The organism is Streptomyces lichenis (assembly GCF_023218175.1).
GTDB lineage: Bacteria > Actinomycetota > Actinomycetes > Streptomycetales > Streptomycetaceae > Streptomyces > Streptomyces lichenis.
The window spans coordinates 16,024-32,631 of sequence record NZ_JALPTH010000045.1 but is presented as its reverse complement, the minus strand read 5'-3'; the positions used below and the strand labels follow the sequence as shown (position 1 = coordinate 32,631).

The following is a 16,608-nucleotide window of genomic DNA, read 5'->3' as shown; positions in this document are numbered from 1 at the left end:
TTCCCCCCGCGTTCTCTCCGCGTAGACTGCCGCGCGTGGCCAAGGTGACGCGGGACGATGTGGCGCGACTGGCGGGTACTTCCACCGCGGTCGTCAGCTATGTCATCAACAATGGACCCCGGCCGGTCGCCCCGGCCACGCGCGAGCGCGTACTCGCCGCGATCAAGCAGCTGGGGTACCGGCCCGACCGGGTCGCGCAGGCCATGGCCTCGCGGCGGACCGACCTCATAGGCATGATCGTGCCCGACGCGCGGCAGCCGTTCTTCGCGGAGATGGCGCACGCGGTCGAACGGGCCGCCGCCGACCGCGGCAAGATGGTGCTGGTCGGCAACTCCGACTACCGCGACGAGCGCGAGGTCCACTATCTGCGGGCCTTCCTCGGGATGCGGGTGGCCGGGCTGATCCTGGTCAGCCAGGGCCCCAGCCAGCGCGCCGCGCAGGAGATCGAGGCCTGGGACGCCCGGGTGGTGCTGCTCCACGAGCGTCCCGAGGCGATCGACGACGTGGCCGTGGTCACCGACGACATCGGCGGCGCCCAGCTCGCCGTACGGCATCTGCTGGAGCACGGCTACCCGTATGTCGCCTGCCTCGGCGGCGTGGAGGAGACGCCGAAGATCGGCGACCCGGTGACCGACCACGCCGAGGGCTGGCGCCGGGCCATGATCGAGGCGGGCCACTCGGTGGAGGGGCGGTTCTTCCGGGCCCCGTTCAACCGCTATGACGCCTACCAGGTCGCCCTGAAGATCCTGGCCGGCCCCGACCGGCCGCCGGCGATCTTCTGCTCCACCGACGACCAGGCCATCGGCGTGCTGCGGGCCGCCCGCGAGCTGCGGCTCGACGTGCCCGGGGACCTGGCGGTGGCCGGGTTCGACGACGTCAAGGAGGCCGGGCTCACCGACCCGCCGCTCACCACCGTCTCCTCCGACCGCCCGGCGATGGCCCGGGCCGCGGTGGACCTGGTGCTGGACGACGGCCTGCGGGTGGCCGGCTCCCGGCGCGAGCGGGTGCGGCAGTTCCCGTCCGCCCTGGTGGTCCGCAGATCCTGCGGCTGCACCGGCGACTGACCGCCGCACCCGCCCTGCCGCGGGCTCCCCTTATATGGGGCATACGGGAATCTGCCCGGACTTTCAAGGTGGTCTCAGACGGCTCTCATCCACGGGGCCGACAGTCATAGCCATGACGGACCACTACCGCAGCAGCGGCGACCAAGGCAGCAGCGCGCAGTACCCGTACTACCCGCCCCGCCCGGAGTACGCCCCGACGGCCGACCCGGCCTTGGGATCGGGCGCACCGGCTCCCGCCGAGCACCGGCGGGCCAAGCGCCCCGTGGCGCTGCTCGCCGCCGTGGCCATCGCCGCCGCCGCGATCGGCGGGGGCGCGGCGACCCTGGTGCAGCAGCTGAGCCCGGCGGATCAGGCCGCGGGCGGCGGCTCCGCCGCGACCGGCACCAATGTCTCCCAGTCCAGCAAGGGCACCGTCGCCGGGGTGGCCCAGGCGGTCTCGCCGAGCATCGTGGAGATCAGCGCGGCCTCCGGTTCCGGCCAGTCCACCGGCTCCGGGGTGATCATCACCTCGGACGGCGAGATCGTCACCAACAACCACGTCATCTCCGGCGCCTCCGAGATCAAGGTCCAACTGAACGACGGCAAGAGCCACACCGCCGAGGTGGTCGGCACCGATCCCGACAAGGACCTGGCGCTGATCAAGCTGCGGAACGCCTCCGGGCTGAAGGCGGCCACCCTGGGCGACTCCGACCAGGTCAAGGTCGGTGACGAGGTGGTGGCGATCGGCTCCCCCGAGGGACTGACCGGCACGGTGACCAGCGGCATCGTCTCGGCGCTCGACCGGGACGTGACGGTGGCCAAGGACGAAGGCCAGGACGGTCAGAGCGGTCAGGGCGGTCAGGGCGGTCAGGGCGGTCAGGGCGGGGTGGACCCCCGGCAGGGCTGGCCGTTCGAGTTCGGCGGACAGCAGTTCAACGGCGACACCGGTTCGTCGACCACGACGTACAAGGCCATCCAGACCGACGCCTCCCTCAACCCGGGCAACTCCGGCGGGGCGCTGATCGACATGGACGGCCGGATCATCGGCATCAACTCGGCCATGTACGCGCCGAGCGGCTCCAGCGGCTCCGGTGCGAGCGGCAGCTCCGGCAGCGTGGGGCTCGGCTTCGCCATCCCGGTCGACACCCTCAAGGCCGACCTGGACCAGCTCCGCGACGGAGCCGGCGCATAGCCGGCGAGCACACGGCCGGCGCGGGCGCACGGCCGTTGTCCACAGGCGGACGTCCCCTGCCGGACCGGCGTGCAAGGCTGATTCCATGAACACCACCGGGGAGCGCATCCTGATCGTCGACGACGAGCCCGCCGTCCGCGAGGCCCTCCAGCGCAGCCTTGCCTTCGAGGGGTACGGGACCGAGGTCGCCGTCGACGGCGGCGACGCACTGGCCAAGATCGCCGCGTACCGGCCCGACCTCGTCGTCCTGGACATCCAGATGCCCGGCGTGGACGGGCTGACCGCGGCCCGCCGGGTGCGCGCCGCCGGGTCGACGGTGCCGATCCTGATGCTGACCGCCCGGGACACCGTCGGCGACCGGGTCACCGGACTGGACGCCGGCGCCGACGACTACCTGGTCAAGCCGTTCGAGCTGGACGAGCTGTTCGCCCGCATCCGGGCCCTGCTGCGGCGCAGCTCCTACGCGGTGGGCGCCGGCGCCCCCGAGGTGGACGGCGGGGTGCTGGCCTTCGCCGACCTGCGGATGGACCCGGCCACCCGCGAGGTGACCCGCGGCGGGCGGCCCGTGGAGCTGACCCGCACCGAGTTCACCCTGCTGGAGATGTTCCTCGCCCATCCCCGCCAGGTCCTCACCCGGGAGCAGATCCTCAAGGCCGTGTGGGGCTTCGACTTCGAGCCGAGCTCCAACTCCCTGGACGTCTACGTGATGTACCTGCGCCGCAAGACCGAGGCGGGCGGCGAACCCCGGCTCGTGCACACCGTGCGCGGCGTCGGCTACGTCCTGCGCGGAGGCCCGGAGTGAGCCCGCACGTCCCGCCGGGGACGCCGGTGGCGCGACCGGCACCGGCGGGGGCGCCGGGGGCGGGCACCTCCCCGCCGGGGGCGCCGGTGGCGGGTGCCGAGGAGGCACCGAGGTGACCGGTCCCCTGGCGCGCTTCCGCTCCCTTCCCCTCCGCTCCCGGCTGGCGCTGCTCACCACCGTCGCGGTGGCGGTCGCGGTGGCGGCCGTCTCGGTGGCCTGCTGGCTGCTGACCCGGGCGCAGCTGCGGGACGAGATGGACAGCGCCCTGGAGAACCTGTCCGTACCCCTCGGCGGGCAGCGGGAGGCGGCGCTGAACTGCCGGCGCACCGCCCAGCCCGCGCCGGCGGACGCCGGTCCGAGCTATGTCAACTGGCAGCTGGTCGTGCCGGACGGCGGCCGCTGTGTGGGCGCCGGCTCGGCCGCGGTCGCCGTCCAGCGAGCCGATGTGGAGGTGGCGCAGGGCGGTGCGGCGAGCGCCCTGCACGACGGGCGGACCGACTCGGGGCAGACGGTGCGGATCTTCACCGAGCGCGACGCGAACACCGGCTACACGGTGTCCATGTCACGCCCGCTCGGCGAGATCGACGGCGCCCTGAACCGGCTCGCCCTGGTGCTGACCGCGCTCGCCGGACTCGGGGTGCTCGGCGCGGGCGCCGCCGGGCTGTGGGTGGCGCGCACCGGCCTGAAGCCGGTGGACCGGCTGACCGGAGCCGTCGAGCATGTGGCGCGCACCGAGGACCTGACCGTCCGCATCCCGGTCGAGGGCGAGGACGAGATCGCCCGGCTGTCCCGCTCCTTCAACGCGATGACCACCGCGCTGGCCTCCTCCCGGGACCGGCAGTCGCAGCTGATCGCCGACGCCGGGCACGAGCTGCGCACCCCCCTCACCTCGCTGCGCACCAACATCGAGCTGCTGGCCCGCAGCGAGGACACCGGCCGCCCCCTGCCGCCCGCCGACCGCCGCGACCTTCTGACCTCCGTCACGGCCCAGATGACCGAGCTGGCCTCCCTCATCGGCGACCTCCAGGAGCTGTCCCGCCCCGACGCGGTCGGCCAGGGCCGCCTGGAGGTGGTCCCGCTGCACGAGATCCTCGCCACCGCCCTGGACCGCGTCCGCCTCCGCGCCGGCCCCGACCTCACCCTCACCGCGTCCGACCCCGAGCCCTGGTACGTACGGGCCGAGCCGGCCGCTCTCGAACGCGCCCTGGTGAACGTCCTGGACAACGCGGTCAAGTTCTCCCCGCCCCACGGCACCGTGGAGGTCGCCCTCACCCGCGGCGAGCTGACGGTACGGGACCACGGCCCGGGCATCCCGCCCGAGGAGCTGCCCCATGTCTTCGAGCGGTTCTGGCGCTCCCCCTCCGCCCGCAGCCTCCCCGGCTCGGGCCTCGGCCTCTCCATCGTGGCCCGCACCGTCCAGCGCTCCGGCGGCACCGTCGAGCTGGCCCCCGCCGACGGCGGCGGCACCCGCGCCCTCATCCACCTGCCCGGCGCCCCCGCACCCCCGCCCCGCCACCACCCGAGCCGCTGACCCCCGCCTGTCAGTTGTGCCGGATCAAGGACTCCACCAGTCCCGCCCGGGTGTTGGGGAAGTCCATCGGGACGATGCCGAGGCCCCGGAGGTCCCGCCCCCCGGAGCCGTCGAGGAAGGAGTGGACGCGCGGGTTGAGCCGGTCGGCGTTCCAGCGCGGTGGGAGCAGGGCGGCGGTGGAGACGTAGTTGACGTACAGCTTGCCGGGCTGGGACGCCGCCTTGAGGAAGTGCGCCTCGATCTCGGGGTACTTGGCGAACGGCTCCGCCATGTAGTCGTCCTGGATGTCGAACAGCGCCCCGTCGCCGTAGCGGACCCCGGGCAGGCCGCCGTTGTCGGCGAGCAGCACCACCCGCCCGCGCGCCTCCCCGAGCAGCGGCAGCCCGTCGCCGATGCGGAAGAGCGGCCGCCAGCCCTTGGCGTCGAGGTAGCGGTCGAAGACCTGGCGGAAGACCGCGTCGCTCTCCCCCGAGTACTCCTGCTTGACCCGCATCAGCACGGTCTCGCCCGGGTGGGCGGCGAGGAAGTCGCGGCAGGCGATCAGCACGTCGCCGAACATCTGGTTCTGGTAGGACGCCCCGTGGTGGATGGCGAAGGAGTCGCCGGTGACCCGGCACCGGATGTCCAGGAACCGGATCCCGGCGGCCAGTTGCTGCCCGACGCCGGTGTTCTGGCAGGCCACCCAGAGCCCGCCGGCCGGGGCGGCGGAGTTGTGGGTGCCGGGGATGGTCAGCCGGTGCAGCGGTGTGGCGCCGGGCAGGGCGCCCATCCAGTCGGCGGTGCCCGCCCTGGTCCGCGCCGCGGCCGGGGCGGTGCCGAGCAGGACGGCGGCGGAGAACGCGCCCGCGCCCGCCAGGAAACCCCGCCGGCTCACCCCTCGCGGCAGCGACGGCACGGGAGCGGGGGTGGGGGTGGAGGCAGCGGGCGTGTCCAGGCGGGGAGTCATGCGCGGATTATGGCGTGAGCACGACAGGACCGACAGGGGGCGAGAGCGGCAACGAGCAGCGGGATGCCGAAGGGCGGCGCATCCGGGGATGCGCCGCCCTGGGCGGTGTGGGGCGGGGTCAGGCGGTGCGGGTCACTGGACGACCGTGATGCGGTCGGTCGCGGGGGGCGCGAGGGGGGCGGTGGCCGTGGAGTTGGCGGCCAGGTAGGCGTTGAAGACGTCCAGGTCGGAGGCGCCGACCAGCTTGTTCCTGCCCTGGGCGAGGGCGGGGAAGCCGTCGCCGCCGCCGGCCAGGAACTCGTTCATGGCGACGCGGTAGGTCCTGGCCGGGTCGAGGGCCTGGCCGTTCAGCTTGACCGAGTCGGCCACGATCCGGGCGGCGCCGGTCTTGGTGGTGTCCAGGGTGTAGGTGAGGCCCCTGGAGACCTGGAGGATCTTCGGGGAGGCCTCGTTGGAGCCGCTGACCTGCTGCTGGAGCGCGGCGAGCAGCTGGGCACCGGTCAGGTCGACCACGTTCATCATGTTGGTGAACGGCTGCACGGTGAACGCCTCGCCGTAGGTGACGACGCCGTCGCCCTCACCCGCGGACGCCTTGTAGACGAGGTCGGAGCGGATGCCGCCCGGGTTCATCAGGGCGAGCTGGGCGCCGCCCTTGTCGGCCGGGGCGAGGCCCGCGAGCTGGGCGTCCGCGATCAGGTTGCCGAGCGGCTTCTCGTACGCGGTGGAGCCCCGCCCGTTGATGTCGGCGGAGATCCAGCCCTGCGGCTTGCCCGCGATCGGCGCGGCGAGCGCGTTCCACCGCTGGATGAGGGAGGTCATGTCGGGGGCCTTGGGCACGTCCCGGGTGACGATCCGGTTGGCCGACTTCACCGCGGTGCGGACGATGTCCCTGGTGCGGCGGTCGTAGGTCAGCGTGGTGTCGGTGTACAGCTTGCCGTACGAGGACGCCGAGGTGACCATGCGCGGCTTGCCGGACGGGTCCGGGATGGTGCACACGTACGCCTGGTGGGTGTGGCCGGTGACCAGCGCGTCCACCTGCGGCGAGACCCTCTTGGCGATGTCGGTGATCGGGCCGGAGATCCCGTCGCCCGCGCCGGGGCTGTCGCAGTCGTAGTCCACCGACTGCGAGGCCGGCGCGCCGCCCTCGTGCACCAGGGCCACGATCGACTTGACGCCCTTGCGCTCCAGCACCTTGGCGTACTTGTTGATGGTCTCGACCTCGTCGCCGAACTTCAGGCCCTTGACGCCCTCGGCGGTGACGATGTTCGGGGTGCCCTCCAGGGTCACCCCGATGAAGCCGATCCTGACGCCGTTGTGCTTCCAGACGAAGTACGGGTCCAGGATGGGCTTGCCGGTCTTCTCGCTGGTCACGTTGGCGGCGAGGTACGGGAAGTCGGCGCCCTTGAAGCGCTTGCCCTTCTCGTAGCAGCCGCCGGTGGGGTGGCAGCCGCCGTTCTGAATGCGGGCCAGCTCCTTGGCGCCCTCGTCGAACTCGTGGTTGCCCACCGAGGTGACGTCGAGCTTCAGCTTGTTGAGCGCCTCGACGGTCGGCTCGTCGTGGAAAAGCCCCGACATCAGCGGGGAGGCGCCGATGAGGTCGCCCGCGGCCGCGGTCACCGAGTACGGGTTGCCCTTGCGGGCGGTGCGGAGGTGGCCGGCGAGGTACTCGACGCCGCCCGCGTCCACCTTCTCGGTGGTGCCGTCCGGGCGGGTGCGGGTGACCTGGCCGGAGGAGCCGGCCGGCGCCTCCAGGTTGCCGTGCAGGTCGTTGAAGGAGAGCAGCTGGACGTCGACGGTGCGGCCGTGGCCGTGGCCGTGCCCCTTGCCGCCGCCGTGGCCGCTCTGCGCGCCGGCCGGCATGGCGGCGACCAGGGCGCCCGCGGTGGCCAGGCCGGCGGCGCCGGCCAGCAGTCGCCGCGCCGCGCGGTTCTTCTTCGGTGTCGCTGACATCTGTCCCCTCGGTGGTCCAGCGGACGGCCCCCGCCCGGTGCGGCGGTCGGCCGCCGACAGGCGGTCCCCGCACGGCGGTCCGGCGCGCGGGGGCGTGGCGGAGGTGCGGTCCAGCGCGCAGCCTAGAGTCAACGCGCGTAGCGCAACAGGGGTACGCGGGTTACGAGCTGGTTGCCTTCCGGGGAGACGGAGCCTTCGGCCATGCGTTGTGGTGCGCGCCGGTGAGAGGGAGGACGGCCGCCGTAGGCTCGGCATATGACGACTGACGCCTCCGCACCGGCACTAGAACCCGGCCGCCGTATCGACACCCTGGACGCCCTGAGCGAGGAGCAGGCCGCCGGCGTCCTGGAACTGCTCACCGAAGCGGCCGCCTCGGACGGTATGCAGGCCGTCTCCGAGCAGGGGCGGCTCCAGTTGCGCGGCGGGCGCCGGGAGGGCGTCTCCCATCTGCTGCTCAGCGTGCGGGGCGAACTCGCAGGCTACGCGCAGCTGGAGGACACCGACCCGGTGGAGGCGCCGGCCGCCGAGCTGGTGGTGCACCCCGGGCACCGCGGCCGGGGCCACGGCCGGGCGCTCGGCGCGGCGCTGCTGGCCGCCTCGGGCAAGCGGCTGCGGGTGTGGGCGCACGGCGGCAAGCCGGCCGCCCGCCATCTGGCCCAGGTCCTCGGGCTGACCCTCTTCCGCGAACTGCGGCAGATGCGGCGGCCGCTGGCCGCCGGCCCGGAGCTGCCCGAGCCGGTGCTGCCGCCGGGCACCGTCTTCCGCACCTTCGTGCCGGGCGAGGACGACGCGGCCTGGCTCGCCGTCAACGCGGCCGCCTTCGCCCACCACCCCGAGCAGGGCTCGCTGAGCCAGCGGGACCTGGACGACCGCAAGGCGGAGCCCTGGTTCGATCCGAAGGGCTTCTTCCTGGCCGTACGCGAGGCCGACGGCGCGATCGCCGGGTTCCACTGGACCAAGGTGCACGCCGAGGAGCAGCTGGGCGAGGTGTACGTGGTGGGGGTGGCGCCGGACGCCCAGGGCGGCGGCCTCGGCAAGGCGCTGACCTCGGTGGGGCTGCGGCATCTGGCGGCCGAGGGGCTGCCGACGGCGATGCTCTACGTGGACGCGGACAACACGCCGGCGATGCGGGTGTACGAGGGGATGGGGTTCACCACGCACGAGGTGGACCTGATGTACCGCTCGGAGACCTGAGCCGCACCCGGCGGGGAACAGCGGGCGGGGCGTCGAGCGATCTTGACGTCCCGCCCTCTCTTGCACCATCATTCCACTACTTGATTAGTGAAAGAGGGGTGCGGTCCACGTGGTCGAGTTCCGGATCGACCGGCGCAGCGGCGTCGCCACCTACCTCCAGATCGTCCAGCAGACCAAGCAGGCCCTCCGGCTGGGCCTGCTGGAGCCCGGCGACCGGCTGCCGACGGCCCGCGAGGTCGTCCAGGCCACCGCGATCAACCCGAACACCGTGCTCAAGGCCTACCGCGAACTGGAGCGGGAGGGACTGGTGGAGGCCCGCCGGGGCCTGGGCACCTTCGTCCGCGCCACCCTCGGCGGCGGCGCCTCCGCCGCCGGGTCCCCGCTCCACGACGAACTGGCCGACTGGGCGCGGCGCGCCCGCGAGGCGGGGCTGGAGCGCGAGGACATGGCGGCACTCCTCACCTCCGTACTCGACGACACCTACCGGACCCCGGGGGCCCGGCGGACTCAGCAGGGGGACGAGAACGCATGACCAGCGTCAGCGCACTGGAGGCCCACGGCCTCGCCAAGCGGTTCGGCAGACGGCGGCCACCCGCCCTCGACGACTGCTCCTTCCGCCTCCCGGCCGGCCGGATCTGCGCGGTCGTCGGCCCCAACGGCGCGGGCAAGAGCACCCTGCTGGCGCTCGCCGCCGGGCTGCTGCGGCCCAGCGCCGGGGCGCTGCGGGTGCTGGGGGCCGAGCCCGCCGCCGTACGGGAGCGGATGGCGTACGTCGCCCAGGACAAGCCGCTCTACGGGCAGCTCACCGTCGCCCAGACGCTGGCGGCCGGCGCCGAGCTCAACCCGGGCCGGTGGGACGCCTCGGCGGCCGCCGCCGTGGTGGAGGCCGGCCCGCTGGACCCGAAGGCCCGGGTCCGTACCCTCTCCGGCGGCCAGCGCACCCGGCTGGCGCTCGCCCTGGCCCTCGGCAAGCGGCCCGAACTGCTGCTGCTGGACGAGCCGATGGCCGACCTGGACCCCCTTGCCCGGCACCAGCTGATGGGCACCCTGATGGCCGACGCCGCCGAGCACGGCACCACCGTGGTGATGTCCTCGCACATCCTCACCGAGCTGGAGGGCGCCTGCGACTACCTGCTGCTGGTGGCCGGCGGCCGGGTCCGGCTCGGCGGCGGTATCGACGACCTGCTGGCCGCGCACCGGCTGCTCACCGGCCCGGTCGCCGACCTCGCCCCGCACACGGTGGTGGAGTCCCGTACCACCGGGCGCCAGCTCACCGCGCTGGTCCGCCAGGACGGCCCGGTCGACGCGGGGTCCTGGAGCACCGCCGAACCGTCCCTGGAGGAGCTGCTCCTCGCCCACCTCCGGGCACCCGAGGCACCGCCGCTGCTCACCCCGAGCGCCACCCCGTCATCGCCGGAAGGAGTGGCCGCGTGAGCGCCGTCGGCCTGGACACCCGTACGTCCCGTCCGCTGCTGTCCGGTCTGCCCCGGCTGGTGCTGCGCCAGCACCGCTGGGCGCTGTGGACGCTGGTGGCCTGTGTGGTGCTGGTCGCCGGCGCCCTGGTTGTCACCCGGCTCTGGCGGGAGGGCGCCGCGGACGCGTGGAGCGCCGCCGGATGCACCGAAGCCAACACCCGGCCCCGGTGCTTCCAGCCGCGCTCCGACCTCGCGGAGGCCTCCTCCGCGGCCTACGCCGTCCTGGTGAACGCGTCGGTGGCGCTGGTCGCCCTGCCCGGCGTCGTCGCGGCCTTCGCGGCCGGGCCGCTGGTGGCCCGCGAGCTGGAGGCGGGCACCTACAAACTGGCGTGGAGCCAGTCCGTCACGCCGACCCGCTGGCTGGCGGCCAAGCTGGCCGTCCCGCTGGCGGCGTCGGCCACCGCGACCGCCGTGCTCCTGCCGTTCTTCGCCTGGGCCCGCCTCGCCCGGCAGACCGACTTCTCCCACTACACCCGGTGGTGGGACCCCACCACCTACGCCACCAGCGGTCTGCTGCCCGTCGCCCTGACCGTGATGGGTCTGGCGGTGGGCACGCTGGCCGGGCTGCTGGTCCGCCGTACCGTCCCGGCGATGGCGGTGGCCGCACTCGCGGTCGGCGCGGTGATGCTCGCCCTGTACCAGGCCCACCCCTGGCTCTGGCCCAGCCGGACGGTGACGGGCCGGGAGGCGGTCGGCCTCGGCTCGGGCGCGGCGTGGCCGGTACAGGACGGCATGCTCACCGCCTCGGGCGAGCGGATCACCCGGGAGACCTGCTTCACCGCGCCGGAGAGCTCCGAGGCGTGCATGCAGGCCCGGGGCGGCGTCACCTACTTCGTGGACTACCACCCCGCCTCCCACTACTGGCCCCTCCAGCTCGTCGAGTCCGGCATCCTGCTCGCCCTCGCCGCGCTCGCCGTCGCCGGCGCCTTCCGGGTGCTGCGCCGGCTCCACGGCTGACGCCGTACGAACCGGGCCCCGGGCCCGTGACCGCCACGGGGGTGCGGCCACGGGCCCGGGGCCCTTCCCCGTACACCGCGGCCCGCCGCACCCAGGCGTCATGTCGCCGTCACCGGACATTCAGACGACCATGCGAGCGTCGGCGAATGCGCACGCCCGCCGCACAGGAGCTTCCCCCCGGGACGGAGCCCCCGGACCCCCCGGCCGCCCCGGACGTCCCGGGGCCCTCCGACGCGCTTGACGCGCCCCCGGCGCGGAAGAATGGTGCCATGAGCCAGCAGCCCGCCGATGTCCAGGTCCCGGCCCCGTCCGCCACCGCCCAGCCCTCCGTCGGCGCGCTCGCCGCGCACCGGCCGCACACCGTCGCCGCCGGCTCCTCGCCGGGCCTCTCGCCCGACCTGGACGCCGACCTCGACGCGTACGAGGAGGACGGCGCCGAGCTGCCGCAGGGCCGCTTCCTGGACCGCGAGCGCAGCTGGCTGGCGTTCAACGAGCGGGTGCTGGAGCTCGCCGAGGACCCGGCCACCCCGCTCCTGGAACGGGCGAACTTCCTGGCGATCTTCGCCTCCAACCTGGACGAGTTCTTCATGGTCCGGGTCGCCGGGCTGAAGCGCCGGATCGCCACCGGGGTCGCCACCCGGTCCGCCTCCGGGCTCCAGCCGCGCGAGGTGCTGGACCTGATCTGGACCCGCTCGCGCGAGCTCATGGCCCGGCACGCCGCCTGCTTCCAGCAGGACGTGGCCCCGGCCCTGGCCGACGAGTCCATCCACCTGATCCGCTGGCCCGAGCTGACCGAGAAGGAGCAGGCCCGGCTCTTCACGCTCTTCCGCCAGCAGATCTTCCCGGTGCTCACCCCGCTCGCCGTGGACCCGGCGCACCCCTTCCCGTACATCTCCGGCCTCTCCCTCAACCTGGCCGTGGTGGTGCGCAACCCGGTCAGCGGCCACCGGCACTTCGCCCGGGTGAAGGTGCCGCCGCTGCTCTCCCGCTTCCTGGAGGCCTCCCCGCAGCGGTACGTCCCGCTGGAGGACGTCATCGCCGCGCACCTGGAGGAGCTGTTCCCCGGCATGGAGGTGCTGGCGCACCACATGTTCCGGGTGACCCGGAACGAGGACCTGGAGGTCGAGGAGGACGACGCGGAGAACCTCCTCCAGGCCCTGGAGAAGGAGCTGATGCGGCGCCGCTTCGGGCCGCCGGTGCGGCTGGAGGTCGAGGAGTCCATCGACCCGTACGTGCTGGACCTGCTGGTCCGCGAGCTGAAGGTGTCCGACGCCGAGGTCTATCCGCTGCCCGGCCCGCTGGACCTGACCGGGCTGTTCGGCATCGCGGCGCTCGACCGGCCGGAGCTGAAGTACAAGAAGTTCGTGGCGGGCACCCATCGCGACCTCGCCGAGTTCGAGTCGGCCTCCGCGCCGGACATCTTCGGCGCGCTGCGCGAGCGGGACGTGCTGCTGCACCACCCCTACGACTCCTTCTCCACCTCCGTGCAGGCGTTCCTGGAGCAGGCCGCCGCCGACCCGGACGTGCTCGCCATCAAGCAGACGCTGTACCGCACCTCCGGCGACTCGCCGATAGTGGACGCCCTGATCGACGCCGCCGAGTCCGGCAAGCAGGTGCTGGTCCTGGTGGAGATCAAGGCCCGCTTCGACGAGCAGGCCAACATCAAGTGGGCGCGCAAGCTGGAGGAGGCCGGCTGCCACGTCGTCTACGGCCTGGTCGGCCTGAAGACGCACTGCAAGCTGTCCCTGGTGGTCCGCCAGGAGGGCGAGGTGCTGCGCCGCTACTCGCACGTCGGCACCGGCAACTACCACCCCAAGACCGCCCGGCTCTACGAGGACCTGGGGCTGCTCACCGCCGACCCGCAGGTCGGGGCGGACCTGTCCGACCTGTTCAACCGGCTCTCCGGCTACTCCCGGCGGGAGACCTACCGCCGGCTGCTGGTCGCCCCGAAGTCGCTGCGGGACGGGCTGGTCTCCCGGATCAACAAGGAGGTCGTCCACCACCGGGCCGGCCGCCCCGCCTACGTCCGGATCAAGGCCAACTCCATGGTGGACGAGGCCGTCATCGACGCCTGCTACCGCGCCTCGCAGGCCGGGGTGCCGGTGGACGTGTGGGTGCGCGGGATCTGCGCGGTACGGCCCGGGGTGGCGGGGCTGTCGGAGAACATCCGGGTGCGCTCGATCCTCGGGCGCTTCCTGGAGCACTCCCGGATCTTCGCCTTCGGCAACGGCGGCGAGCCCGAGGTCTGGCTGGGCAGCGCCGACATGATGCACCGCAACCTGGACCGCCGGATCGAGGCGCTGGTACGGGTCTCCGACCCGGCGCACCGCGCCTCGCTCACCCGGCTGTTCGACGCCGGTATGGCCGACACCACCTCCTCCTGGCACCTCGGCCCGGACGGCGAGTGGACCCGGCACGCCACCGACGCCGACGGCGCACCCCTCAAGCACGTGCAGGAGATGCTGATCGACGCGCGGAGGCGCCGACGTGCCACACCCTGACCACCGGCCCCCGGGCACGGACCCGGAACCCGAGGGCGGACCCGCCTCGCCCGTCGCCACCACGGCGGACGGGCCCGCCGGGGACGCGCTGGCCGGCTATCTGCACGCCCGCGCCGGGGACTTCCTGCGCGCCCTGCGCCGGCACCGCGAGCGCGGCGCGGACAGCGCGGGCACCGAGGAGGCCACCCTGGCGCTGGGCGCCGCCGCCCGCCGGATCGGCGGCACCCTGCACACCTTCCGGCCGCTGGTGGACCCCGTCTGGGCGGACCAGCTCCGCGCCGAACTGGCCTGGTTCTCCGGGGTGGTGGGCCAGGAGCACGCCTGCACCGCCCAACTGGTGCGGCTGGTGGACGCGTTGACCCGGCTCACCGGAGGGGCCGCCGGCGCCTCCGCCGCGCTGCCCGGCCCGCGGACACCGGTGGCGGGCGGCCGGGAGGCCATGGGGGTGGGCGCCGCCCGGGCCGGCGCCCTGCTGGAGCGCCAGCTCACCCTGGCCCGGACCCGGGCCCACTCGGCCGCCCTGCAGACCTTCGGCTCCTCCCGTTTCCACGCGGTCGCCGACGCGGTGGCGCTGCTGGTCTCCGAGGTGCCGCTGACCCCGGCGGGGGCCAGGGCCCGCCCCGCCGACCGGGCCCTGGAGGGGCCCGCGCGGGACGCCGAGCGGCGGCTGCTGGACGCGGTCGCCCGGCTGCCGATGGCCCCGGTGGTCGGCGGCGAGCAGCAGGACCTGCCCTGGCACCAGGTGCGGCGGCTGCTGCGGCTGCACCGGTACGCCCGGGAGCTGCGCGGCGAGGAGCCGGTGCTGTACGAGGCGGGGCGGGCGCTGGACCGGCACCGGGACGCCGCCGAGGCGGCCGCGGCGGCCGCCACCGCGGCCCGTACCCCCCGGATCGCCCCGGCCACCGCGTACGCGCTCGGGGTGCTCCACGCCGACCAGCGGCACGAGGTGGAGGCGGCCCGGCTCGCCTTCCGGCGGGCCTGGCAGCGCACGGCGGTGGCCACATGACCGCCCCGGATCCACCCCGTACGGTGCTGGCGGCCGGCTGTGTGCTGTGGCGGCGGCGCGCCGGGCAGCTGGAGCTGTGCCTCGTACACCGGCCGAAGTACGGCGACTGGACCTTCCCCAAGGGCAAGGCCGAGGGCGACGAGGAGCCGCGCCGGACGGCGCTGCGCGAGGTGCTGGAGGAGACCGGCCACCACTGCCGCCCGGGCGCCCGGCTGCCCACGGTCCGGTACACCGCCAAGGGGCACCCCAAGGAGGTGGCCTACTGGGAGGCGGAGGCGACCGGCGGGGCGTTCACCCCGAACCGGGAGGTGGACCGGGTGCTCTGGCTGCCGCCGGCCCAGGCCCGGGCCCGACTGAGCTACCCGCACGACCTCCCGCTCGTCCCGGCCCTGCTCAGCGCCCTCGACCACGACTGACGGCGGCCGCGGAGCGTGCGGCCGGAGGGCGACGGGGGCCGGAGGGCAGTCGGCGGACCGGGTGGCGCCCCGAGGCCGCAGCGCGGCCACCGGGCCCGGGTCGGTGCTCCCGGCCCGCTCGGGGTGATACCCCTGGTCGCACGGGGCGGAGCCCCGGCCCGCACCATCCCGCACCACGGATTCCGGCACGGTTCACCCGCCGTTCACTCTCCTCCGTCGGCCGCGTCACCTGATCTGCCTAATTTCGGCCGTACCGGAGGGACCGGCACACGGCCGCTCCCGCCCCGCACCCGACGCACGCCGCCGTACCGACGACCGAACTCGGCGGCTTCTGGAAGGAACACCCGAAAGTGAAGCTTCAGCGCAAGAACGGGCTTCGCGCCGCCGCGCTCGGCGCCCTCGTGGTCTCCGGCGCCCTGGTCCTCACGGCGTGTGGTTCGGACGACAACGCCTCCGGCGGCGACGGCGGCGGTACGAAGCCGTCCGCGTCCTCGAACATCGACTGCGGCGACGCCAAGGGCCAGCTGCGCGCCTCGGGGTCCAGCGCCCAGAAGAACGCCATGGACCTGTGGGTCAAGAACTACATGGCGGCCTGCCCCGGGGTGCAGATCAACTACAACTCCTCGTCCTCCGGTGAGGGCATCGTCGCCTTCAACCAGGGCACCGTGGGCTTCGCCGGCTCCGACTCGGCGCTGAAGCCCGAGGAGGTCGCCGACTCCAAGAAGACGTGCCAGTCCGGCCAGGGCATCAACCTGCCGATGGTGGGCGGCCCGATCGCGATCGGCTTCCACCTGGAGGGCGTCGACAAGCTCACCCTGGACGCGCCGACGCTGGCCAAGATCTTCGACAGCAAGATCAAGAAGTGGAACGACCCGGCGATCGCCAAGCTCAACGAGGGCGTGAAGCTGCCGGACACCGCGGTCCAGGCCTTCCACCGCTCCGAGGACTCCGGCACCACGCAGAACCTCGGCAAGTACCTGAACGCCGCCGCCCCCGACGCCTGGAAGTACGAGCCGGAGAAGGCCTGGCCGGCCCCCGGCGGCCAGGCGGCCTCCGGTTCCTCCGGTGTCGCCGCCCAGGTGAAGCAGGTCGACGGCGCGATCGGCTACTTCGAGCTCTCCTACGCCAAGTCCCAGGGCATCACCACGGTGGACATCGACACCGGCGGCTCCGCCCCGGTCAAGGCCACCTCGGAGAACGCCTCCAAGGCCATCGCGGCCGCCCAGATCAAGGGGCAGGGCAAGGACCTGGCGCTCGGCCTGGACTACGCCACCAAGGCGGACGGCGCCTACCCGGTCGTGCTGGTCACCTACGAGGTGGTCTGCGACAAGGGCAACAAGCCCGAGACCCTCTCCGCGGTCAAGTCCTTCCTGGGCTACACCGCCTCCGAGGACGGCCAGAAGATCCTGACCGAGGCGGGCTACGCGCCCATCCCGGCCGAGATCAACACCAAGGTCCGCGAGACGGTCAAGGGCCTCTCGTAACCCCGCCGGCGGGCCGGCCCGGCAGGCTCTCCCGGGCCGGCCCGCCACCGGCAGTACCCCGCTCCACCGCTCGTCCGGTACCCCGTCCCACCCGCCCATCCGGTGCACCGC

Annotated in this window: 14 protein-coding genes; 12 read left to right on the top strand and 2 right to left on the bottom strand. The window is 73.9% G+C overall.

Annotated elements, in window-relative coordinates:
* Window positions 1–35 precede the first annotated feature (35 nt).
* The 4 genes from M1O15_RS30135 to M1O15_RS30120 all read left to right on the top strand — a co-directional run bounded on the left by M1O15_RS30135 (window position 36) and on the right by M1O15_RS30120 (window position 4,568).
* Window positions 36–1,064, top strand: coding sequence for a LacI family DNA-binding transcriptional regulator (locus M1O15_RS30135; protein WP_248637408.1), 1,029 nt, complete (start codon window positions 36–38; stop codon window positions 1,062–1,064).
* A 112-nt stretch (window positions 1,065–1,176) separates the two neighbouring features.
* Window positions 1,177–2,235: a S1C family serine protease gene (locus M1O15_RS30130; protein ID WP_248637407.1), complete on the top strand. Its 1,059-nt coding sequence runs from the start codon at window positions 1,177–1,179 to the stop codon at window positions 2,233–2,235.
* Between the two features lie 85 nt (window positions 2,236–2,320).
* Complete coding sequence (locus M1O15_RS30125) at window positions 2,321–3,037, top strand: response regulator transcription factor (RefSeq protein WP_248637406.1); 717 nt, start codon at window positions 2,321–2,323, stop codon at window positions 3,035–3,037.
* A 112-nt stretch (window positions 3,038–3,149) separates the two neighbouring features.
* A complete protein-coding gene (locus M1O15_RS30120; RefSeq protein WP_248637405.1) occupies window positions 3,150–4,568 on the top strand; it encodes a sensor histidine kinase in 1,419 nt (472 codons plus the stop codon).
* Window positions 4,569–4,578: 10 nt separating this feature from the next.
* Here M1O15_RS30120 and M1O15_RS30115 read toward each other — a convergent pair whose 3' ends face one another.
* Window positions 4,579–5,514 (bottom strand): phosphatidylinositol-specific phospholipase C, encoded by a 936-nt coding sequence (locus tag M1O15_RS30115; protein WP_248637404.1) that lies wholly within the window; start codon window positions 5,512–5,514, stop codon window positions 4,579–4,581.
* Window positions 5,515–5,646: 132 nt separating this feature from the next.
* Complete coding sequence (locus M1O15_RS30110; RefSeq protein WP_248637403.1) at window positions 5,647–7,464, bottom strand: bifunctional metallophosphatase/5'-nucleotidase; 1,818 nt, start codon at window positions 7,462–7,464, stop codon at window positions 5,647–5,649.
* A gap of 255 nt (window positions 7,465–7,719) precedes the next feature.
* Between M1O15_RS30110 and mshD the strand changes: the two genes are divergently transcribed.
* The 8 genes from mshD to pstS all read left to right on the top strand — a co-directional run bounded on the left by mshD (window position 7,720) and on the right by pstS (window position 16,497).
* A complete protein-coding gene (gene mshD / locus M1O15_RS30105; protein ID WP_248637402.1) occupies window positions 7,720–8,658 on the top strand; it encodes a mycothiol synthase in 939 nt (312 codons plus the stop codon).
* Window positions 8,659–8,767: 109 nt separating this feature from the next.
* The gene (locus tag M1O15_RS30100) at window positions 8,768–9,190 is read left to right on the top strand and encodes a GntR family transcriptional regulator (protein ID WP_248637401.1); all 423 of its coding nucleotides are present in this window, start codon (window positions 8,768–8,770) and stop codon (window positions 9,188–9,190) included.
* Window positions 9,187–10,092, top strand: coding sequence for an ABC transporter ATP-binding protein (locus M1O15_RS30095; RefSeq protein ID WP_248637400.1), 906 nt, complete (start codon window positions 9,187–9,189; stop codon window positions 10,090–10,092). The genes M1O15_RS30100 and M1O15_RS30095 overlap by 4 nt, the downstream gene beginning before the upstream one ends.
* A complete protein-coding gene (locus tag M1O15_RS30090; RefSeq protein ID WP_248637399.1) occupies window positions 10,089–11,090 on the top strand; it encodes an ABC-2 membrane transporter-related protein in 1,002 nt (333 codons plus the stop codon). Before M1O15_RS30095 ends, M1O15_RS30090 begins: the two co-directional genes overlap by 4 nt.
* A 269-nt stretch (window positions 11,091–11,359) precedes the next feature.
* On the top strand, window positions 11,360–13,591 hold the full coding sequence (locus M1O15_RS30085; protein ID WP_248637398.1) for an RNA degradosome polyphosphate kinase: 2,232 nt from the start codon (window positions 11,360–11,362) through the stop codon (window positions 13,589–13,591).
* Window positions 13,578–14,597, top strand: coding sequence for a CHAD domain-containing protein (locus tag M1O15_RS30080; protein WP_372499620.1), 1,020 nt, complete (start codon window positions 13,578–13,580; stop codon window positions 14,595–14,597). Before M1O15_RS30085 ends, M1O15_RS30080 begins: the two co-directional genes overlap by 14 nt.
* On the top strand, window positions 14,594–15,013 hold the full coding sequence (locus tag M1O15_RS30075) for an NUDIX hydrolase (RefSeq protein ID WP_248637397.1): 420 nt from the start codon (window positions 14,594–14,596) through the stop codon (window positions 15,011–15,013). The genes M1O15_RS30080 and M1O15_RS30075 overlap by 4 nt, the downstream gene beginning before the upstream one ends.
* Window positions 15,014–15,363: 350 nt before the next feature.
* Window positions 15,364–16,497, top strand: a complete 1,134-nt coding sequence (gene pstS / locus M1O15_RS30070) for a phosphate ABC transporter substrate-binding protein PstS (protein ID WP_248637396.1) — start codon at window positions 15,364–15,366, stop codon at window positions 16,495–16,497.
* Window positions 16,498–16,608: the final 111 nt, after the last annotated feature.